The 22332-nt window shown below is 61.3% G+C and carries 11 protein-coding genes and 1 pseudogene; 9 read left to right on the top strand and 3 right to left on the bottom strand.

Annotated elements, in window-relative coordinates:
• The first annotated feature begins 16 nt into the window (after window positions 1–16).
• The 7 genes and pseudogenes from recC (at window position 17) to R6258_RS12545 (ending at window position 14595) form a co-directional block, all read left to right on the top strand.
• The gene (gene recC / locus R6258_RS12570; protein ID WP_318450768.1) at window positions 17–3712 is read left to right on the top strand and encodes an exodeoxyribonuclease V subunit gamma; all 3696 of its coding nucleotides are present in this window, start codon (window positions 17–19) and stop codon (window positions 3710–3712) included.
• Complete coding sequence (gene recB / locus R6258_RS12565; RefSeq protein WP_318450766.1) at window positions 3709–7677, top strand: exodeoxyribonuclease V subunit beta; 3969 nt, start codon at window positions 3709–3711, stop codon at window positions 7675–7677. Before recC ends, recB begins: the two co-directional genes overlap by 4 nt.
• The gene (gene recD, locus R6258_RS12560) at window positions 7674–9965 is read left to right on the top strand and encodes an exodeoxyribonuclease V subunit alpha (protein WP_318450764.1); all 2292 of its coding nucleotides are present in this window, start codon (window positions 7674–7676) and stop codon (window positions 9963–9965) included. Before recB ends, recD begins: the two co-directional genes overlap by 4 nt.
• 41 nt (window positions 9966–10006) lie before the next feature.
• Complete coding sequence (locus R6258_RS12555) at window positions 10007–10762, top strand: phosphatase PAP2 family protein (protein ID WP_318450762.1); 756 nt, start codon at window positions 10007–10009, stop codon at window positions 10760–10762.
• A gap of 36 nt (window positions 10763–10798) precedes the next feature.
• Window positions 10799–11034, top strand: a pseudogene (locus R6258_RS18890) (ATP-binding domain-containing protein); the annotation flags it as partial.
• A 142-nt stretch (window positions 11035–11176) separates the two neighbouring features.
• Window positions 11177–12901 (top strand): hypothetical protein, encoded by a 1725-nt coding sequence (locus tag R6258_RS12550; protein WP_318450760.1) that lies wholly within the window; start codon window positions 11177–11179, stop codon window positions 12899–12901.
• Window positions 12898–14595 (top strand): hypothetical protein, encoded by a 1698-nt coding sequence (locus tag R6258_RS12545; protein WP_318450758.1) that lies wholly within the window; start codon window positions 12898–12900, stop codon window positions 14593–14595. The genes R6258_RS12550 and R6258_RS12545 overlap by 4 nt, the downstream gene beginning before the upstream one ends.
• 869 nt (window positions 14596–15464) lie before the next feature.
• Here R6258_RS12545 and R6258_RS12540 read toward each other — a convergent pair.
• The 3 genes from R6258_RS12540 to R6258_RS12530 all read right to left on the bottom strand — a co-directional run bounded on the left by R6258_RS12540 (window position 15465) and on the right by R6258_RS12530 (window position 19824).
• Window positions 15465–17429: a tripartite tricarboxylate transporter permease gene (locus tag R6258_RS12540; RefSeq protein WP_318450756.1), complete on the bottom strand. Its 1965-nt coding sequence runs from the start codon at window positions 17427–17429 to the stop codon at window positions 15465–15467.
• 69 nt (window positions 17430–17498) lie between these two features.
• Window positions 17499–18629, bottom strand: coding sequence for a tricarboxylate transporter (locus tag R6258_RS12535; protein WP_318450754.1), 1131 nt, complete (start codon window positions 18627–18629; stop codon window positions 17499–17501).
• 61 nt (window positions 18630–18690) lie between these two features.
• Window positions 18691–19824, bottom strand: a complete 1134-nt coding sequence (locus R6258_RS12530) for a 4-oxalomesaconate tautomerase (RefSeq protein WP_318450752.1) — start codon at window positions 19822–19824, stop codon at window positions 18691–18693.
• Window positions 19825–19971: 147 nt separating this feature from the next.
• Between R6258_RS12530 and R6258_RS12525 the strand changes: the two genes are divergently transcribed.
• Both R6258_RS12525 and R6258_RS12520 read left to right on the top strand, forming a co-directional pair.
• Window positions 19972–20889: a LysR family transcriptional regulator gene (locus tag R6258_RS12525; protein ID WP_318450750.1), complete on the top strand. Its 918-nt coding sequence runs from the start codon at window positions 19972–19974 to the stop codon at window positions 20887–20889.
• Between the two features lie 173 nt (window positions 20890–21062).
• Window positions 21063–22007 (top strand): oxidoreductase, encoded by a 945-nt coding sequence (locus tag R6258_RS12520; RefSeq protein WP_318450748.1) that lies wholly within the window; start codon window positions 21063–21065, stop codon window positions 22005–22007.
• The last annotated feature ends 325 nt before the right edge of the window (window positions 22008–22332 follow it).

Below are 22332 nucleotides of genomic sequence, written 5' to 3'. Positions count from 1 at the left end.
GTAGGAAAAGCCCGCCATGCCCCTCGCCTCGTCACCCGCCCTCCAGCCCGGCTTCATGGCCATCCACGGCAACCGCCTGGAGGACCTGCGCGGCGTGGCCGTGGAGTGGATGAAACGCCATCCGCTGACGCCGCTGGAAGACGAGGTAATCCTGGTCCAGAGCAACGGCATTGCCCAGTGGATGAAACTGGCGCTGGCCGCCGACGAGCGCGATGGCGGCACCGGCATCGCCGCCGCGCTGGACATCACCCTGCCGGCGCGCTTTTTGTGGCAGGCCTACCGCGCGGTACTCACTCATGTCGAGAACGACCCTGGCGCCGTGCCGGCCACCTCGCCGTTCGACAAGTCGCGGCTGGTATGGCGGCTGTGGCGGTTGCTGCCGGAGCTGATGTCGCGCGAGGTCTTCGCCCCGCTGCGCCAGTTCCTCGAGGGCGATGACGACCTGCGCAAGCACCATCAGCTCGCCGAGCGCCTGGCCGACCTGTTCGACCAGTACCAGGTCTACCGGGCCGACTGGCTGGACACCTGGAGCCGCGGTGAGGACGTCTTGATCACCGCCCGCGGCGAGGCCCGGGCGCTCGACGCGAGCCAGTGCTGGCAGCCGGCGCTGTGGCGGGCCGTCTGTGAGAGTGTCGCCGAGGACATCGGCGACGACGGCGTCGCGTCGAGCCGCGCCATGGTCCATCGCCGCTTCCTCGAAGCCGCGCATCATCTGGATTGCGACGCTCGCCCGCCCGGGCTGCCGCGCCGGGTGATGGTCTTCGGCATCTCCTCGCTGCCCCAGCAAACGCTCGAGGCACTGGCCGTCATCGCCCGCTGCTGCCAGGTGGTGCTGTGCGTGCATAACCCCTGCCAGCACTACTGGGCCGATATCATCGAGCACAAGGACCTGTTGAGGGCAGCGAGTCGTCGTCAACGCCGCAAGCCGGGCATGCCCACGCAACTCGACGTGCTCGGCGATGGTGACGGCGAGGCCGGCCTGCACCTGCACGCCCAGCCGCTGCTCGCCGCCTGGGGCAAGCAGGGCCGCGACTACCTGCGGCTGCTCGACGAGCACGACGACAGCCAGCAGTACGAGGGCCTGTTCGCCGCCGAGGCGCTGCGCATCGACCTGTTCGAGCCGTTCGTCGACAGCCGCGGCGGGCAGCGCCTGCTCAATCAATTGCAGGACGACATCCGCGAGCTGCGCCCGCCCCACGAGACCCGCGAGAACTGGCCGGCGGTGGACACCCGCCGCGACGACTCGATCGTCTTCCACCTCGCCCACAGCCCGCAGCGCGAGGTCGAGATCCTTCACGACCAGTTGCTCGCCGCGTTCAGCGCCGACCCCGAGCTTCGCCCGCGCGACATCATCGTCATGGTGCCGGACATCGACCAGTACGCGCCGCATATCCAGGCCGTCTTCAGTCAGTACGAAAGGAAGCAATACGAGTACAGCCCCCACGAGCGACGCCAGGCCGGCCCCAGCGACCCGCGCTTCATTCCCTACACCCTGTCCGACCAGGGCAGCCGCCATCGCCTGCCGCTGCTGATCGCCCTGGAAACGCTGCTGCGCCTGCCCGAACTGCGCCTCTCGGTGAGCGATCTGCTCGATCTGATCGACGTCCCGGCGCTGCGCGAGCGCTTCGGGCTCAAAGAGGACGATCTGCCCACCCTGCGCCGCTGGATTCAGGGCGCCGGCATTCGCTGGGGGCTGCACGGTCGCCAGCGCGAAAGCCTCGACCTGCCCGACGGCATGGAGCAGAACACCTGGGCCTTCGGCCTGCGCCGGCTGCTGCTCGGCTACACCGTGGGCGAGGCGGCCAGCGGCCCCTGGCGGGAGATCGAACCGTTCGACGACATCGGCGGGCTGGAAGCCCAGCTCGCCGGGCCGCTGGCCAGCCTGCTGGAAACCCTGGAGCGCCAGTGGCACGCGCTGCGCGAGCCCACCGACGTCAACGGCTGGGTGCAGCGGCTGCGCACGCTGCTCGAGGAGAGCTTCAGCGGCGACGACGCCCAGGACAGCCTGATGCTGGCCCAGCTCGAACTGGCCCTGCAGGGCTGGCAGGAGAGCGCCGAGGAAGCCGGACTGACCCGCGAACTGCCGCTTTCCGTGGTGCGCGAGCACTGGCTTGCGCAGATCGACGAACACAGCCTGTCGCAACGCTTCATGGCCGGGGCGGTCAACTTCGCCACGCTGATGCCGATGCGCGCGATCCCCTTCAAGCGCGTCTGCCTGCTGGGCATGAACGACGGCGACTATCCGCGCAGCCATCCGCCGATGGACTTCGACCTGATGAACGGCGACTACCGGCCCGGCGACCGCTCGCGCCGCGAGGACGACCGCTACCTGTTCTTGGAGGCGCTGCTTTCGGCCCGCGACCAACTCTACGTCAGTTGGGTGGGCCGCAGCATCGTCGACAACAGCGAGAAACCGCCCTCGGTGCTGGTCGGCCAGCTGCGCGATCATCTGCGCGCCGGCTGGCGCTCCGCCCACGACGAAGAGCTATTGAACGCGCTGACCAGCGTGCACCCGCTGCAGCCGTTCAGCCGCACCTACTTCCCGACCCCGGCGGCACTGGCCGGGCGCGGCGTCGGCCAGCGCCGGCTGATCACCTACGCCCACGAATGGCGCGCGGTGCATGGCGACACGTCCCCGATGGTCGAGCGTGGCGAACTCGGCGAATTCGCCCAGGAAGGCCCACTCACGCTCATCCAACTCGGCAACTTCCTGCGCGACCCGGCGCGGGCCTTTTTCACCACCCGGCTCAAGGTCGCTCTCGAGCGCGAGGACCTGGTCAGCCTCGACCACGAGCCCTTCGCCCTCGACGGTCTCGCCAACTGGCAGTTGCAGGATCAGTTGATCCAGGTACAGCGCCGCGCCGTGGACGACGGCGAGCCGCGGCTACCGGCCATGCACCAGGCGCTCGAGCGCCTGCAGGGCCAGGGCGTGCTGGCCATGGGCGCGTTCGGCAACCGCATGCGCGAGCAACTCGTCGAGCCGATGGAAGCGCTGTTCGAAACCTACGAAGCCGCGCTCGACGCCTGGCCCCACGCCCTCGACGAGCCCGAGCCGATCCTGCTCGACGTCCCCGGCGCGCCGCCGCTGGAAGACTGGCTGGACGGGCTGCGGCACAGCGCCGACGGCGAGCGCTGCCGCCTGGTACTGACCAGCAGCAGCCTGATCAAGAAAGGCAAGTATCACTGGCATCACATCCTGCGCCCGTGGGTCGCGCATCTGGCCGGCCACTTGAATGGCGAGCCGATGACCACGCGGCTGCTCTCTAAGGCCGGCCACGTCACCTTGCCGCCGCTCGAGCCGGCCACCGCCCGCCAGCATCTTCTCGACATCGTCGCCGCCTGGCAGGCCGGCATGCGCGGGCCACTGCCGCTGGCCAGCACCAGCGCCTTCGTCTGGCTCAGCAAATTGGGCACGCCGGACAGCGAGCGCGGCGACGACGCCTGGCATGCCGCACGCAAGACCTACGAGGGCGACGGCTACAACGCCGGCGAAGTCGACCGCAACCCCTACCTCGCCCACCGCTGGCCGAGCTTTGCCGCGCTGTACGAGCATCGCCTCGACGCCTTCGGCTTCGCCGAACTCACCGAGCGGCTGCTGGCCCCGGTGCATCGCGCCGTCAAGGGGGATAAACAAGAGCGGGACAAGCAAGAGCAGGGCAACAACGGCAAAGACAAGAAAGCACAGGGCAAGCAAGCGGGGAGCCAGCCATGAGCGACGTCACGCAGCTAGACCCACTCAGCTTTCCTTTGCACGGCAGCCGCCTGATCGAAGCCAGCGCCGGCACCGGCAAGACCTTCACCATCGCGCTGCTCTACGTGCGCCTGGTGCTCGGCGCGCGTCACGATGACGACCCGGCCGCCTTCGAGCGCCCGCTGACCCCGCCCGAGATCCTGGTGGTGACGTTCACCAACGCCGCCACCCAGGAGCTGCGCGAGCGGATTCGTTCGCGATTGGTCGAGGCCGCCGAGGTCTTTTTACAGTCGCGCTCTCCACAGTCGCCCGAAGACGCGACCGACCGCCCGGGGGCGACGGCGGAAGGTCGCAGCGAGGGTCTTTTTCCAGGGATGGAAAAAGTAGCGCCCAGGGAAGGGTTCACAGCGCCCTCGCAGAGGCCTGTCGACGGAATAGCCCCGACCACGGGAAGCCAAGCCGACCCGCTGCTTCTCGCCCTGCGCGACCAGTACGACCCGGCCAGCTGGCAGGCCTGCGCGCGACGCCTGCAACTCGCTGCCGAGTGGATGGACGAGGCCGCCGTCTCGACCATCCATAGCTGGTGCTACCGCATGCTGCGCGAACACGCCTTCGACAGCGGCAGCCTGTTCTCGCTCGACTTGGAAAACGACCAGACCGAGCTGGAGCTCGAGGTGGTGCGCGACTACTGGCGCAACTTCTACTATTCGCTGGACGCCGAGGCGCTGGCCAGCGTGGTGCGCCACTGGGACGCGCCGGAAGCGCTGCACCAGGCGGTACGCAACCTGATGGGCGAATGCGCGGCGCTGCCCAACGGCGCCCCGCCTCCCGCCGAAACCGTCTCCCGCGCCCAGCAAGAGGCCGCCCGGCGCCTGGCGGAGCTCAAGGCGCCGTGGCCGGCCTGGCTCGACGAATGCGAAATACTGTTCGAGGAAGCCGCCAGGCAGAAGGCCTTCAAGGGCCAGAGCTTCAACGCCAGGAGCCGCGCCAACTGGCTCGGCGCGTTGCGCGAATGGTGCCAGGGCGATGCCACCTGGCCGGGCCTGACCGACGCCGCCTGGCGGCGCCTGACCCCGGACGGCATGGCCGAGATTTGGCTCAAGGGCGAGCCGCCAGATCACCCGGCGCTGGCCGCGCTGGAGGCGCTCCAGGGCGAACTGCGCGCCCTGTCCGACCCGTACGCCGACCTGCTCACCCATGCCGTGCACTGGTGTCGCGAGCGGCTCGATCGCGAGCAGCAGCGTCGCGCCGAGATGGGCCCCAACGAGCTGCTGACTCATCTCGATCGCGCCCTGGCCGGCCCCAACTGCGAGACGCTGGGCGCGCAGATCCGCCGCCAGTTCCCGGTGGCGCTGGTCGACGAATTCCAGGACACCGACCCGGTGCAGTACCGCATCTTCGACTGCGTCTACCACATTCACGAGAACCGTCGCGAGTGCGGGGTCTTCCTGATCGGCGATCCCAAGCAGGCGATCTACGCCTTCCGCGGCGCCGACATCCATACCTACCTGCGCGCGCGCCGCGACACCCAGGGCCGCCACGTCACCCTGGGCACCAACTTCCGCTCCAGCGCCGAGATGGTCGCGGCGGTCAATCGCTGCTTCGCGCATGCCGAGTCCCACCCGCCCGGGGCGTTTCTGTTCAAGGAGCGCGACGGCGTCAACCCGGTGCCTTTCATCGGCGTCGGCGCCAAGGGCCGCAAGGACTCGCTCACCGTGGACGGCCGACCGCTGCCCGCCATGACGCTGTGGCGGCTAGACGCCGACGAGCCGCTCTCCAAGACCGCCTATCACGGCGAGATGGCAGAGCGCTGCGCCTCGCACATGGTCGAGCTGCTCAACGAGGGCCAGCGCGGTCGCGCCGGGTTTACCAGCGAGGATTCATTCAAAGCGCTGAAGCCCTCCGACATGGCGGTGCTGGTCAACGGCCTGGGCGAAGCGCGGGCGATCCGCCAGGCGTTGGCACGGCGCGGAGTGAAGAGCGTCTATCTCTCCGACAAGGACAAGGTGTTCGCCTCGGCAATGGCCTCGCAGCTGGAAGCCTGGCTGCACGCCTGCGCCGAGCCCGACAACGCCCGCAAGTTGCATACCGCCCTGGCGATGCCCGCGCTGGGGCTGGATATCGCCACGCTGAACGACTTGAACGACGACGAGTTGGCCTGGGAAGGCCGGGTCATGCAGTTTCGCGACTACCATCGACTGTGGCGCAACCAGGGCGTGCTGCCGCTGGTGCGACGGCTGATCAACGACTTCGAGATCGCCACGCGGCTACTTGAGGGCGGGCCGGCCAGCGAGGGCGAGCGCTTGCTCACCGACCTGCTGCACCTCGGCGAACTGCTGCAGCAGGCCAGCCAGGAGCTCGACGGCGAGCACGCGCTGATCCGCTTTTTGGCCGAGTCCATCGCCCATCCCGAAGGCCAGGGCGATGCCCACAAGCTGCGCCTGGAAAGCGACGCCGACCTGGTGCAGGTGATCACCATCCACAAGTCCAAGGGGCTGGAGTATCCGCTGGTGTTCCTGCCGTTCATCTGCGGCCATCGCCCCACCAAGAAAGAGGACTCGCCGCTGCGCTGGCACGACGCCGAGGGCCGGCTTCACATCAGCCTGGAGGCCGACGAAGAGACGCTGGCCACCGTCGACCGCGAACGCCTTGGCGAGGATCTGCGCAAGCTCTACGTCGCCCTGACCCGCGCCCGTCACGCCACCTGGCTGGGCATGGCGCCGCTCAAGGGCCTGGAGGGCAGCGCCATCGGCCAGATGCTCGACAACGGCGCCGCCATCGACCCGGCCGGCTTCGGCGATGCGCTGGCCACGCTCAAGGGGCACGGCGACGCTGCCTGCCCGAGCATCCACATCGAACCGGCGCCGCCGGCCCATGCCCGCATCGTCGAACTGGCCAGCGTCGATGACGTCCTCGGCGAGGCGCTCACCCCCGCGCGGCCCGCCCACGAGCACTGGTGGATCGCCAGCTACTCGGCGCTGCGCGTCTCCGCCGACGGCGTGTCGCCGAACGCCTTCGAACCCGCCCCAGTAAGCGCTGACACTCTCCACAGCGCCCCACCCACGGCGCCTGCCGATATCGCATCCATTAGTCTGGTCGAAGACGTGACGCTGCCCGAACCGACCACCGCGCTGGAATCCACCGCACTGGAAGTGATCGCCGAGCCCCGCGATCGCGGCAACAACGAGCAGACCGCCAGCCTGCATCGCTTTCCTCGAGGACCGGGACCCGGCACCTTCCTGCACGGGATTCTCGAATGGGCCGGCGAACAGGGCTTCGCCCGGGTGGCCGCCGATCCCGCCGCCCGGGAGGACGCCCTGGCGCGGCGCCTGAACCTGCGCGGCTGGTCCCACTGGCTGCCCACCCTGCACGAATGGTTCGGCGCGCTGCTGACCACCGAGCTGCCGTTGCCGGCGCCGGGCGGGGCCACGGCGACGTTCAGGCTCGATTCGCTCGCCACCTACCAGGTCGAGATGGAATTCTGGTTCGCCGCCAGCCGGGTCGACACCCCTCGCCTGGACGCCCTCGTAAGCGCTCACACACTCTCCGGTGCGCATGGCGCCACCCCGCGCTCGCCGCTGGACGCCGACACGCTCAACGGCATGCTCAAGGGCTTCATCGATCTGGTGTTCGAGTTCGAGGGGCGCTATTACGTCGCCGACTGGAAGTCCAACCACCTGGGACCGGACGATGCCGCCTACAGCCACGAGGCGATGCGTCTGGCGGTGGCCGAGAAGCGCTACGACCTGCAGTTCGCGCTCTACCTGCTCGCCCTGCACCGGCTGCTCAAATCGCGCCTGCCGGATTACGATTACGACCGCCACATCGGCGGCTCGTTGACGATCTTCCTGCGGGGCGGCATGGCCGAGAGCCGCGGCGTGTACGCCGAGCGCCCGCCCCGCGAGCTGATCGAGGCCATGGATGCGCTGTTCCAGGGCCACGCGGCCGCCGCCGGGGCGCCGACCGACACGGAGACGCCGGCATGACCAAGCGCACGCCTGGCAAAGGCAGACAGAGCACCCTGCACGACGCCACGCCCGATCTGTTCGAAGACCTTTTCGAAGACCCGAGCGATGGCTCGGCGACGGCCCCGCATCCGGCCCTGGACGATATCGATGCGCTCGTCGCGCTGCTCGACCGCTGGGTGGAACGCGGCTGGCTGCGCGCGCTGGACCGTGCGCTGGCGGTGTTCCTGCATCGCGAAGTGAACGACGGCCCGCCCCTGCTGCTGCTGGCCGCCGCGCTGGCCAGCCACCAGCTCGGCCGTGGCCATGTGTGCCTGGATCTTGCCCAGACGCTGGCCGCGCCCAACCTGGCGCTGTCGCTGCCGCCGGAGGGCGACGACCTGAGCGACCCGCCGCCGCTACCCAGCCAGGTGCTGGAGGGGCTGGAGCTCGAGCGCTGGCGCGCCGCGCTCGACCACCCGCCGCTGGTCGCCGACGGCCTCGATGATCATTCCGGCAACACGCCGCTGGTCAAGCTCGAAAGCCTCGGTAGCGTCCGGCTCTACCTGCGCCGCTACTGGCAGTACGAACAGGACATTCGCCAACAGATCAACGCCAGGCTCGCGGCGAGCGAAGCCGCCAGTGATGAATCGGCCACGCCGCTTCGCCAAGCTCTGGATGCGCTGTTCCCCGGCAATGGCCCAACACCCGGCCCCGACTGGCAGAAAATCGCCTGCGCGCTGGCCGCCCGCTCGCGCTTCGCGGTGATCACCGGCGGCCCCGGCACCGGCAAGACCACCACCGTGGTCAAGCTGCTCGCCCTGCTGCAGTCGCAACAGCTCGTCCACACGGAGCGCGCGCTGCGCATTCGCCTGGCCGCGCCCACCGGCAAGGCCGCCGCGCGGCTCAACGAGTCGATCGCCGGGCAGGTCGGCGGCTTGACCCTCGACGGCGTCACCGACGACCCCGAGTCGCTCAAGCGGCAGATTCCCACCGAGGTGACGACGTTGCACCGCCTGCTCGGCTCGCGGCCGGATACCCGCCACTTTCGCCACCACGCCAGCAATCCGCTGGCGCTCGACGTGCTGGTGATCGACGAGGCCTCGATGGTCGATATCGAGATGATGGCCGCCGTGCTCGGCGCCCTGCCGCCGCGGGCGCGGCTGATCCTGCTCGGCGACAAAGACCAGCTCGCCTCGGTGGAAGCCGGCGCGGTGCTTGGCGATTTGTGCCAGCGCGCCGAAGGCGGCCACTACACCCCGGCCACCTGCGCATGGCTCGAGCGCGTCTGTGACGCGCCGGTTCCCGACGATTACCGGGACACGCATGGCCAGCCGCTCGACCAGGCCATCGCCATGCTGCGCGTCAGCCATCGCTTCGATGCGGCCAGCGGCATCGGCCAGCTCGCCCAGGCCGTCAACGCCCCGCTGATCGGCGATCACCAGTCCCGGGACAAGCAGCACGCCATCCGCGATGTGTTCCGGGCGGGTTACGCCGATATCGCCCGCCTCGCCCTGGCGGATGCCGACGATCCGGCGTTCGAGCGGCTGGTGGTGGACGGCAACCCGGCCGGCTTCGCCAATCGCGGCGTGGGCCGCCACGGCAAAACCGGCGAGCTCGCCCCGCCCACCGGCTACCGCCACTACCTCGACGTGCTACATCATCAGAGGCCGAACCAGCGCGCCCTGGTCGAGGCTTCGGTCGACCGACAAAGAAAGCTATTCGATGGCTGGGCGCTGGCGGTGCTCGAAGCGCATAACCGCTTCCAACTGCTGTGCGCGCTGCGCAAGGGGCCTTGGGGCGTGGAGGGCCTGAACCTGCGCATCGGCCAGGCGCTACGCCGCCACGGACTGCTCAACGCCAGCGACGCCGAGCTGGAACGCGGCTGGTATCTCGGCCGCCCGGTGCTCGTCACCCGCAACGACTACGGCCTGGGCCTGATGAACGGCGACATCGGCATCACCCTCGCCCAGCCGCACCCGCAAGACCCGAGCAAGCGCGTGCTGCGCGTCGCCTTCCCCACGGCGGATGCCGACAAGCCCATCAAGTGGGTACTGCCCAGTCGCCTGCAGGCGGTGGGAACCGTGTTCGCCATGACCGTGCACAAGTCGCAGGGCTCGGAATTCACCCACACCGCGCTGCTGCTGCCCGACGCCCCCAACCCCATCCTGACGCGAGAACTGGTCTACACCGGTATCACGCGCGCCAGGCATTGGCTGACGCTGGTGGAAACCGGGCGCGGCATGCTCGATGAGGCCGTGTCGAGGGAGGTGGTACGGGTGAGTGGGTTGGAGAGTCTAAAGTCGCCCAGTCACAATAGGCTTGGCTGAAAATACGCAGCGTGTGGTTTCTCAAAGCAAAGGGAGTTGCAATGAAGCACTACGGAAAAATGAAACATGCCGGACGCCAGGGCCTTTCCCTGCTGGCCAGGCTCGGCCGCTACGAATTGGCGGTGCTGCTGTGCGTGTCGGTACTTTCCGGCGGGATCTGGGGATTCGTCGAGCTGGCCGATGCCGTCCTGGAGGGGGAAACCCAGAGCATCGACGAGAGGCTGCTGCTCGCCCTGCGCAACCCGGCCGATCACAGCGACCCGCTCGGCCCGGGGTGGGTCGAGGAAATAGGCCGGGACTTCACCGCGCTGGGGGGTGTCGCCGTGCTGGTACTCATTTCGCTGAGCGCCCTGGGCTACCTGCTGCTCGCCCGACGCTATCACGCGGCGCTCTTTGCCTCGATCGCGGTGCCCGGCGGCATGCTGCTGAGTACCGTGATGAAGATGGGCTATGACCGCGCCCGGCCCGATCTCGTGCCCCATGAAACCATGGTCTACACCGCGAGCTTTCCCAGCGGCCACTCGATGATGTCGGCCGTGACCTACCTCACCCTGGCCGCCCTGCTCATCCGTGTACAGCCCGCACTGCGGCTGAAGGCCTACCTACTGATACTGGCGGTACTGCTCACCCTGCTGGTGGGCGTGAGCCGAGTCTATCTCGGCGTACATTGGCCGACGGACGTACTCGCCGGCTGGACGGCCGGGGCGGCCTGGGCGTCGCTGTGCTGGCTCGTGATGCGCTGGTTGCAGCGGCGCGGCCAGGTGGAATCGGAACAGAGCTGGTCCGGCACCGAGTAGCGGGACTCCAGCTTGGCAGCGTCCAATACCCGGGCGCTGCCGCGCCGCCTTCATGCGGTGGAAACCGTATTCACCATGACCGTGCACGAGTTCCAAGCTCGGAATTTATCCACGCCACCCTGCTGCCCGACGCTCCTAACCCGAACATGACTAGAGAATTGGTCTACACGGGTGTTACTCGGGCTAAACACTGGTTTACCTTGGTGAAGAGCGGGCACGGCATATTAGATGAGGTGATGGGGGAAATGGTGTGGGGGTGCGGGTTTGCTTGAGACAACTAAAAGTCAGCTTACGACCCAAAGTCGACATGTTGGCAGGTCCAGTGGGCACGTCGATTCGTGTTATGCAGCTGGCGGGATGATTAGTTTGCCACCGTGTTACCCGCGAACAGTAGCCTTCTAAGGTAATTAATCAGTGAAAACCAAATCCTCTATTCACAAGCAACTGGAATACGCTGATCGTCGTGGTGATTTGATTCCTTGTCTTCTTTCGCTTGAGAGTCGTATTCGTAGGCAGGAATACGGCCCAGTATTATGCGAGCTTCATAATTCAGGAGAAATTTCGTTGGTTTCAGATCATAACCTGGCCGTTGTTGAGGGCCTTGATCACAACGAGTTTTGGTCGATTGTACATTTATTTAACCAGGCGATCCCCGAACTGGATTGTTCGTTTCGAGACGTGCTTAGGTTGGTCCACACGCTTGTTAGTAAAGCTGGATATGACGGCGCAGCAGGCATGCCAAATATTTCGCTGGTTAAATGGTGCAAAGCCAATCCTGAAAGGGCTAAACTGATCGTCAAGGGGGCTATATCTCTCGATGAATTATGCCTTTCACATTGTGTTTTTGCGGTTCAAGCCCTTGGGAGCATAGAGCTTGCATTCGAGTTGCTAGGGCACTCAGATAATGCTGTTGTCGCGGTGGGGCTACGTTCTCTTGGGATGCTTGAGGTGGGCAGTGAAGCTATTGCTAAGCGCATCATAGACGAGTGTTGCAAAGTCATCGCTATTGATAAAGATCAGGACGTAAGATCTTCCGCTATAGGAACTGCTTTCAATACCTGGGGGAAATTTGGTTCGTTGGAGCCATACCGACAACAGGAGTTCCTTGAAGCTATTGTCAATGCAAAGGATGGTGACGAATTAGTTCAGTTATCAGCTGCTCTCTTTTATCATTCAAAGGGCTTTGTGGCTGAGAGTATCGATATGATTTTGGAGGCTCTCGCTGGAGGAGTTTCAAATCCACAGGCAACCCTTCATTGGTTGGACCATGCTTTACATGCGAAAGACAGAGGGTGGGACCTGACTAAAGTCATAGATGTCCTCGCCGCTCAAATTCCGAAGCTGGAAAACTCAATCGAACCGAGTCAGCTTAACAATTTTTGCCAGTGGATATGGAGAGATTCTGACAATGCAGCTCAACTTTATTCGAGTTGGCTTGTTAGCGGTCAGTTTGCTTTATGCAAATTTCTTGCGGATATGGTTGGAGAAGGCGGCAAGAAAAACAAAATTGTTGAAATTTCTAGGGCCAGGTTGCCGGATGATTTAGACGATCAGGTTTTTTTGGCACGGAAGTGCGTTGGTTTTCTATGGCTTCATGAAGTTACCGCCGCGTCCATTCTTTTGAGTATCGTAAAAAATGGTAAGAAGTTGGCGCGAGAAGAGGCCGAAGAATTGTTATATGACCCTCTACTACTTAGCTACAGTGGTGCTCTTCGAAGCTTCCTTGATGAACAAAACAGAAAACCATCAAAGCGCATCTCTGGCTGCATTAAGCGCCTTATAAAAAGGCATGATGCTTACCTAGAAGGTCTTAAAACAACGGAGCACTTGGTCGAATTTTGTCCCACTATTGAGCAACGACGTGCCGCAGCGATTAAGGATCGTGAGCGCAATAAAGAAATTCAGAAACAAGCACATGAGAGATCAGTATTTTTCCAATTAGCCCCTCGCCAAACTCTCCTTTACGGAAAGAAAAGCTTTTCCCTAATACACGGGGAGGGTGGCAAGAAAGTACCCAGCGTCACGCCATTGTCAGAGTTTTCTTATACTACCGAATTTCCACGGCTTTCTGTAGTTGATCCCGTGGGTTTTAACGAGATGCTTATAGTATTTCGAATTGAGCAAAAGGTTTCGCAATGAAGATTATTTTGAAAGAGTACCTCGCGTCGCTTAAGGAACGTGGGGATCTAGATAAATCTGTTTTGCCCAACCTGCTCTCTGAAATTGGACTGCGCGTACTGAACACGCCAATGATAGGGACTAGGCAGAATGGTGTAGACATAGCAGCTGTTGGAAAAATAAAAGGCGAGGATAAGCAGAGATATCTATACCTATTCTGTATCAAGGCGGGAAACATTTCTCGTAGCGACTGGTCAACGGGAGTTCAGGCTGTCCGCCCGGAATTGGATGAAATTAGAGACGTTTATCTGCGGAGCAACGTGGCACGAGAGCACGCCGAGCTTCCGGTTAAAATCTGCCTGTGCTGCGGAGGAGAGCTAGAGGAAACAGCTCTTATGAACTGGGCAGGATACACTGACCGGTACACAACGGACAAAATAAGCTACGAAGAGTGGAATGGAGATCGACTAGCCGATCTCATGATGCGATGCCTCTTGGCCCGTGAGCTGTTAGATGAGGAACCACGTCGTAACTTCCAAAAAGCAGTGGCAATGGTCAATGAGCCTAATGTTTGTTATGAGTATACGCGCGCCTTTCTCGGAAACCTTCTACTAGAAGAACACTCTTCTCAGAAAGATCAACTTCTTCGCTTGCGCCAATCGTTTATCTGCTTACATGCAGTGATATCTTGGGCAATTGAGGCAAATAACTTAGAAAGCACATACAGGGTTTCCGAGCTTGGCATGCTGTTCTGCTGGAATTCAATTCGGAAGAGAGAGCCAAAGAAAAGGCCAGCTAAGCAAGATGATATCTTAATGTTCATTTTGGATCAGTTCTTAAAGCTGTATCTCACAGCATCGGAGATGTACTTAGAAAAAACGGCATATGCCCATGGCGGGACGCCGCACGCACTCTCTGTAGCTGTACGATCACGAGAGTCAGTTGATGTTAATCTGGCGATGTTTGAGCTTTTGGGAAGATTGGCTACGCGCGGAATTTGGACTGATCTATTTTCAAAACATTTACCAGATGCCGATCCAGATTTCTTGAAGTCTTTGACAGAGAGCACTAACCGCACATTGGATATATTGGTTTCGGTGATCAATTCAAATCCAACTCTCAGTTCGCCGATTCGAGATGATCACATGATTGAAATTGCGTTAGTTATGTATCTTGCTCAGTTAACACAGTCAGAGTCTCGCTTTCTTCCATGGCTAAAATCCATTTCTCACCGAACAACTTTCGCACTTATTACTAACTCTCAGTATCCCACATGTCTGAGAGACTACGCTGATCTTCTAGCGCATCCGGAAAGTGCGGATCAATCGTACCTTGATGAAGCATGTGTGGGCAGTATTTTATATCCTTATATTTATTTTTGGATGCAGTACGTGGCCGATGAGAGAGAGATAAAAGAATTCACTGAACGGCTAAATAAAAAGATACCAAACTGTACCCATCAAGCATGGTTTCCAGATGAGGAGTCCGATGATTTAATGTGGTGTGGTGACACGCATCACGGCATTTGCGTGACCGATGTATCGCCTCATAATGGACATGAAGCATTGGTGGAAACATTAAACAAAGCTATAGAAACTTGCACGACCATAAGTGATGTTAGTGCAGTTAGGACTGGTTTGATTCCTATGTTCTTAACTGCGTGCAGACATTACCGATTACCTATTCCGCCAAGTTTCTGGTTCCTGCGTACGTAAGAAAAGGACAACCACTTTCATGCTGATTGTATCGCCTGCTGAGCGAACCGCTATGGTACCTAGCCGGCCAAGCGGTTGGCGGTAGGGTTCAAGAAATTGGATGACCTTTTCTCTCTCTCCACCTTTATTACTAGATATTACGATTTTAGACGTAAGGGGAGTGATGAGATAGTTTACTGAAGAGCAGCTTGCTTCGCTTGTATTCTTTCGGGTTGCCTGGATACTGTTTGAGCAGTGGGAAGAGTTCGGCGGTGGTGATACAAGACTTTTTGAGTGGCTCATAAGCGATAAATATACGTACATCGCTCGGTCAGAGAAAGGTGACGAGTACAGAGAGCACTTGGTGCCACGTGCCGTGATCCGCAACATATGCGTCCAGCTATTTGAGTCGGGAGGGTCTGTAAAGCACGTTACTAGCGTTATTCGACAGCTCCTGAAGGTTGCAAGGATATCCCGCGCGGAAGCCCGCTATATAGATGTAGCGCTTGGCCTGCGCACGGCTATGCCAGATGAGTGGGACTACCGAAGTGGGGACTACATGGCGCGGCTGAGAGCTGGTGGCGTACGGCTCGTTGAATAACCTGAGTGTTCTGCAGAGCCAGCAGATTGTCCGGAGAATGAAAACATGGTCTAAGTAAGTGCTGCGGCCGAGAGCTACGCCGAGGCTGAGCTTTTACTTATATCATTTCTCACTGATCGGCCGCTCCTGGCCGATAGTGGCGGCCCGGACCAGGCCGTCTCTGATATCTCATTGACGCAATGGGTCATGTGGCCTGGTTATTCCTCCCACTACCTACACATTATACGAGCCTTCACACCATAACCTTCCGCTACCCTTTAAAATGGGTAGCGGAAGGTTATGGTGGGGCTTAGCTGAACAGCCAAGGGTCGAGAACGCCGCTTGGATAGGTGAGGGTCAGGAAATGGGCCATGCCGACAAGAAAGGCGACCACGCCAACAGCCATCCCCGCTGCCGTCCATAACTTCAGCCGGGCGATACCCAGTAGAAACAGCAGACAAAACAGCGCAGCAGTGCTGATGAAACCCAGGCCGAGGATGGTCGCGATCAGCGTGCAGAAGCCCGCCAACCAGATAAGTTCTTCACGACACACCTGGCGCTGCCATTGTGGACGGCGCATCAGGTGTCGTGCGATTTCGGCAAAACAGCCCAGTGCCATGATGGCGATAGCCAGTTTGGGAAACACGCTGCCCAATAGCGATAGACCTGCGACATCACTCCAGGCGAACGCGGCCAGACCCAGCAACCCTGCTAGTAGCAATATATCCACACCGCCCAACGTGGCACGTGCCGGCCCGGCTGGGGCGGTCGCATCAGCGTCCGTGCCTCCAGCTTCTTTAGTCTGCCGACGCTTCTGCCATAGTGACTTGAATGCCGGGATAAACAGCGCCGCCAGGATCAGCGCGCCGATAATCAGCACACCGGGACGGGCAAAGGCCGCACTGCCCTGGAACTGTAGCGCCTGGTAGAAATAGGTTTCGGCACCGGGAGCCAGTACGAAGCCGATCAAGAACGCTGGACGCGACCAGTTGGCCTTCTTGAATAGCACGCCAATGGCGCCGACGGCTGCCAGAGCGACCAGGTCGCCGGTGGCACGGGTCGCCTGATAGGCGGCGAACAGAATAAGAATGGTGATCAGTGGCGCGAGGATGGTGAAGCGTACCCGGGTAAGGCTGGCGACCGGCCCAGCGAGCCCCAGGCAAAGTCCTGCACCGATAATGTTGGCCAATGCCAGCGACCAGATAATGGTGTAGGTCAGGTCGAGATGGGTCTCGATCATGCCGATACCCGGCTGCAGGCCGAGCAATAGAAGCCCACCCAGGAACACCGCCGCACTGCCGGAGCCCGGTACGCCAAACAAAAGTGTCGGCACCATCGCTCCACAGGCGCAGGCGTTGTTGGCCGATTCCGGGGCGATCACGCCACGAATGTCGCCTTGGCCAAACTCACTCTTATCCTTGGCGCTCTGTACCGCATGACCATAGGTCATCCAGTCGACTACCGAACCGGCTAGCCCCGGGATGGTACCGATCAGGCTGCCAAATCCAGCACAACGGGCCACCAGACCTTTTTCGCGACGTACATCGCGAAAGCCTTGGCGCCACCCCGCGCCGAGCCGGCAGGGCTCGCTGGCTATGGTACCTCGCTGTGTCAGCAGATCGATGACCTCGGGCAATGCGAAGATACCAAGGCCGACTACCACCAGCGGCAAGCCATCGTAGAGATAATCGAGACCATAGTTCAGTCGAAACTCGCCAGTCGCCGGTGCCATTCCCGTGGCGCCGACCAACAAGCCCAGCCCGCATGCGGCTAATCCCTTAAAAAGGTCACGGCCCGAGAGCACGGCAACCATCGACAGGCCCAGCAGTGTCAGCATGAACAGCTCGGATGACGAGAAGGACAACACCAGCGGCCGGGCAATGAGAATGAAACCGGTCAGTACCACGGCACCGATCAAGCCGCCGATCATCGACGATAGGAAGGCACTGGACAATGCACGAGCCGCCTGGCCACGCTTGGCTAACGCGAAGCCGTCGATCACCGTGGCCTGTGAAGCGCTGGAGCCGGGAATGCCGAGTAGCACCGAGGCGAAGGTGTCGCCAGTAGGAATGACGGCCACCAAGCCCATCAGCATTCCCAGCGCTACCGAGGGTTCCATGCCGTACAGGAAGGGTAGCAGCAGCGACATGCCGGCTATGCCGCCAAGACCGGGGATGATGCCGACCACCAGGCCGACGATGATCCCGAGCATCATGTAGAGAAGATGGGAGAAGGTGAAGACCTGTCCCAGACTGGAGGTAAGAATATCGAGCATGGCGTGGTTTCTTCGCGTTGTCGTATCGGAATCGAGCCGGCCCCGTCGCTATGCGACGAGGCCGGAAGTTCAGCGCGTGGCCAAGTGGACGTCGAACTTGTCCGCCAACCAGGTGACCAGCCACTGACGCGTCTCATCCTTGATCGCCATGGCGTCCTCAAGATGGGCCGATACCGTCTTGCCGACGATCGGCGTATAGGGGCCGAGCTGAGCTGCCGATTCCTGCTTGAACTTGTCGGTCTTGATGAATTCGCGGGCCGCCTGCCGGTAGGTCTCGGTGAGTGCCTCCGGGGTATCGGCCGGCACCATCACCAGTTTCTGCAGGGCGTAGCCGGAGGCGAAGAACTTGCGATAGGCCTCGTAGGCGTTACCCGACGGTGCCTTGCTTTCGGTCTTCTGGTAAATCTCATTGAACGTTGGCAAATCGGGGAAGGTCGGATCACGAACGATCTTGCCATCGTCATTAAGCACGCCCAGGCTGAACAGTGGAATGGCCTTGCCGTCGTCGACCAGCGGCTGGACGTTGCTTAGGTAGGCCGAGGTGGTCTGGAAATCGATGTTCGCTTCACCACGTTCGAATGCCAGTCGACCCTCGCCGCGGCTACGCATCCCGAATACCGGATTGACGTCGACGCCCAGCATATCGAGGGCTATCAGAACCGGCAGTTCGACGCCTGTGGGCGATTGTGCAGCTAGTTTGACCGGCTTTTTAAGCAGGGCCTGCAGGGCGCTGTCGGCATCTTCACCGAGGCTCGGTGAAGCGTACACGACGCCACCTGTCGGCGTGGCAAGGATCGGTTTCCAGTCGGCATAGTCATAGCGCACGCGCGGGTCGCTGAGCATCGCCGGATACTGGGTCGAAGCCGAGGTACCCAGCCACTGGCTACCGTCGGCATGCGCCCGCATCGCAAAAAGATTGGCGCCATTGATCGAGCCGCCCCCGGGCACGTTATCGATCATGATGGTTGGCTCGCCGGGTAGATAGTCGCTGAACCAGGGAGCAAAGAAGCGTGCCCAGACATCGGTACCGCCACCCACGCCAAAGGGAATGGTCCATTTGATGTCGTCGGGCACGTTAGTATCGGCGGCGTCGGCCGTGGCGGGTATGGCCAAGGCGGTCAGTCCAGCACAAAACAGGCCTAGGCCCGCGGCGTACTTCAATCGGGCGGTGAGTGTCTGTTCGGTTTTCAAGGGACTCATGGCGTGACTCCTTGTTTTTGTGTTGCTCATTGGGTGGATTTTTCGTTGGAATTTGAGGCTTCTAACAGGCGTTTGCCTTCACTGCGTCGACCGGCGAATTGCTGGTTGATGTGCCGGAATAGTAGAGCGTGCCGGCCATGATCTTGCGTGCCGTACGGACCAGCGATACGCGAGCGACGTCATGCGAATCTTGCCCTCGGTGTTCGACGTCAAGATCGATGTATCCGGAGGGATGCTCGAGACGAACATGATTCAGCGGCTCGTCTTCGGTCAGACGGCCGGAAGCGAGGGCGATGCGATGGGCAACGGTGCCCGGCACGCTGACCGCTGTCGCCAAGGCGATGGCACCCGTGACGGCAAGCGCCTTGTGACAGCGGTGTGGCACGAAGTAGCGTGCGCGCAACGTGGCGTCGACGTCGTCGGCCGCTGACAGCAGAACCGGCTTGGGCAGTACGCCTTGGCTGACATCACCGAGTCCCATGCGTCGTCCGGCTTCACGGCGAATCAACTCGAGTCGGGCCAGCATGGGTTCATTGGCGTCGAGTTCGGCGGGTGTTTCGTTGCCATTCAGACCGAATTCTTCGGCTGCAATCAGCAGCGTGGGAGTCGCAGCGTCCAGGCATGTCACCGCGACTCCATCAATAGTTTCTTGCGTCTGTCCGGTGGGCAGCAACGCCCCGGTCTTTGTACCCACGACATCGAGGAAGCTCAGCTGAATACCAGCGGCAGTGCCTGGCACGCCGCTGATTCGAGTATCGCCCTCATAGAGAACCTGCCGGCCCGGTGTCGGTACGTGACACTCAATGAGACGCTGGGTGTTGAGATTGCGAACCCGCACTACGGTCATATCGTCGCTAGGCTCGATCAGCCCAGTCTCGATCGCATAGGGGCCGACCGCCGACAGCATATTGCCACAATTGGGGTTGAAGTCGACGCGACGGCCGGGGCCGTCGACTTGGGCAAAGAGATAATCAACATCGGCCTCGGGATGATCGGAGCGTTCGACAATAGCCACTTTGCTGGTGAGCGGGTCGCTGCCACCAATGCCGTCGATCTGAAGCGCATGACCCGCGCCCATCAGGCTGAGCAATGTCTCCGCTCGTGCCTCTGGCGATTCGGGCAGGTCGCTCATGCGCAGGAATGGGCCTTTAGACGTGCCGCCGCGCATGATGATGCAGGGAATGCTATTGATCATTGCTGTTTCACTTTCTTACGGACTCGTGAAACGAGCATGTCACCCTCATTTTGATGCCTCAAATGCAAATAAAAGCAAGACTTGATGTCGTTTTCGCATTAATGCGCTAAACTGTTTAATTACATCGTTTCAATGCAAGAATCGTCTATGTTGCATCGTATAGAGTTTCTCGATCTGCAGTCCTTCGTCCAAGTCGCCGAGCTGGGTAGTTTTCACGAGGCGGCGCAGCGCCTTCATCTATCGCAACCTGCACTATCGCGGCGTATCCAGAAGCTTGAAGAAGCGCTTGAGGTCACGCTCCTCGAACGCACCACACGGCGCACATGGTTGACGGCAATTGGTACTGACTTTCTGCCTCGGGCAAGAAGGATGATCGAGGACTACGAATCGTCGATACTGGGTATTCGCGAACTCGCAACCCATCAGAAGGGAACCTTGACCATCGCCTGCCTGCCCACGGCGGCGTTCTACTTTCTGCCCAGCGTTATTCGTCGATTCAACGAGGCCTGGCCGGGCATTCGCATACGCATACTCGATGTCAGTGCTAATGAAGGACTGGAGCGAGTGATCAATGGCGAGGCGGACTTTGGAATCAATATGATCAGCCCGCAATTACCGGAGGTATCGTTTACCCCGCTATTGCGCGATCCCTTTGTGTTAGCGCTGCGTTCCGATCATCCATTGGCTGCCAAGGAGACGATCACCTGGGCCGATCTAGAAGCGGTTCGAATGATTACCGTTAGTCGTGATAGCGGCAACCGTACGCTGCTGGACAATGTACTGTCCTCGGAGAGCATTCGTCTCAACGGTTTCTATGAAGTACAGCACCTTTCTACATCGCTTGGACTGGTGGAGTCCGGTCTTGGTGTCGCCATTTTGCCGAGAATGACCATGCCAGGGCCGGGGCATGACACGCTCTGCTCGCGCCCTTTACCCGAGCCGCGAATACAGCGCACCATCGGCTTGATCCAGCGAAACGATCACAATTTGTCGAGTACCGCGGAGTTGTTCATCGAGACGTTGTTAGCATTATGGGGCGAAGGGGATAGAAACCGCCCCTCTTAAAATAGTAGGGGAAACTTGTATCTCAAAGCTAGCTACAATTTAATTGAACATACTACACCTGCATTTCCTTCTTATTATAAATAACTCAATGTCCACTCTTGGCCGAAGCGGACTTGTTGAGCAGCCTCTTACTACAAGCGAGCCGCTCCTAAAAGCACCTAGAGCAGAGTCCTATGGTTAATAGTGATAAAGCACCACTAGCAGTCGTCACCGGCGCCAATGCCGGGCTGGGCCTCGAAACCGCCAAGGGCCTGCTGTATCAGGGCTACCGCGTCATCGTGGCGGCGCGCAATCCCGAGAAAGGCCACGCGGCGGTCGAAGCGCTGCACGGTGAAAGTCCGGGAGCCGACGTTCGTTTCGAGCCGCTCGATTTGGACGACCTGGCCTCGGTACGCGAGTTCGCCGCCAAGCTGCGTGCCGACGAAATCTCTCTGGATCTGCTGATCAACAATGCCGGCATCATGGCGTTGCCGACGCGGGAACTGACTGAGGATGGCTTCGAGCGCCAGCTCGGCGTCAACTACCTGGGGCATTTCCTGCTGACCAGCCTGCTGCTGCCCTCGCTGGAGTCGGCCCCTGCGCCACGTATCGTGCAACTCTCGAGCCTGGCGCACCGCGGCGGGCACATTCATTTCGACGACCTCCAGGGCGAGCGCCGCTACGACCCCTGGCGCGCCTACCGTCAGTCCAAGCTGGCCATGCTGCTGTTCAGCCAGGCCCTGCAACGCCACAGCGACGATGAAGGCTGGGGGCTGACCAGCCTGGCGGCTCACCCCGGCCTCTCGCGCACGGCGCTGTTCGATCACGGCATCAGGAGCCGCGCCCTGGTCGGCAGTCTCTTCAAGGTATTGATGCCTTTCATCAGCCAGACTGCCGCCGAGGGCGCACGCCCCACCCTCCATGCGGCGACCGCCGGCGACATTCGCCCCGGCGATTACTTCGGCCCCGCCGGTATCGCCGAGACGCGCGGCGCACCCAAGCGCGCCCATATGTCGCTGACGGCCCGGGACCAGGCCATCGCCGAGCGGCTTTGGCAGGTGTCCTGCGAGTTGACCGGGGCGACGTGGCATAGAGCCGATTGTCTTGCCGGTCGGCCTGGGTCAGTGCTCGGTCAATGAGCCGATTAACGAATTAATTCGGCTCACTAAATGAGCCGAATTGCCGGACTATTCGGCGCACGAGGTAAACAGAGCGTATCCGGTAGTCTCGCTACCTGGCCCGAGATCAAACCACCCTTATGTAGTTTTGCTACAACGACTTATGCAGCTAATGGCGCTTTGTGGAGCGTCTTGCCCTGGCCCATAGTGAAATCACGGTTCAGGCAGGGTGTCGCCACCCCCGACTCGCTGACCTGACCCCGGCTACACCTGAGCGCCATGCCTTGATTCGATCCAGGCGCCAGAAGCGAAGGTCTCGAACGCTTGTGACCCTATCGCTGTTGCA

Source organism: Halomonas sp. HP20-15 (assembly GCF_033446685.1).
Classification (GTDB): Bacteria; Pseudomonadota; Gammaproteobacteria; order Pseudomonadales; family Halomonadaceae; genus Modicisalibacter.
Note: the sequence above shows the minus strand (reverse complement) of the source record. Positions and strands in the feature narration are given on the sequence as shown.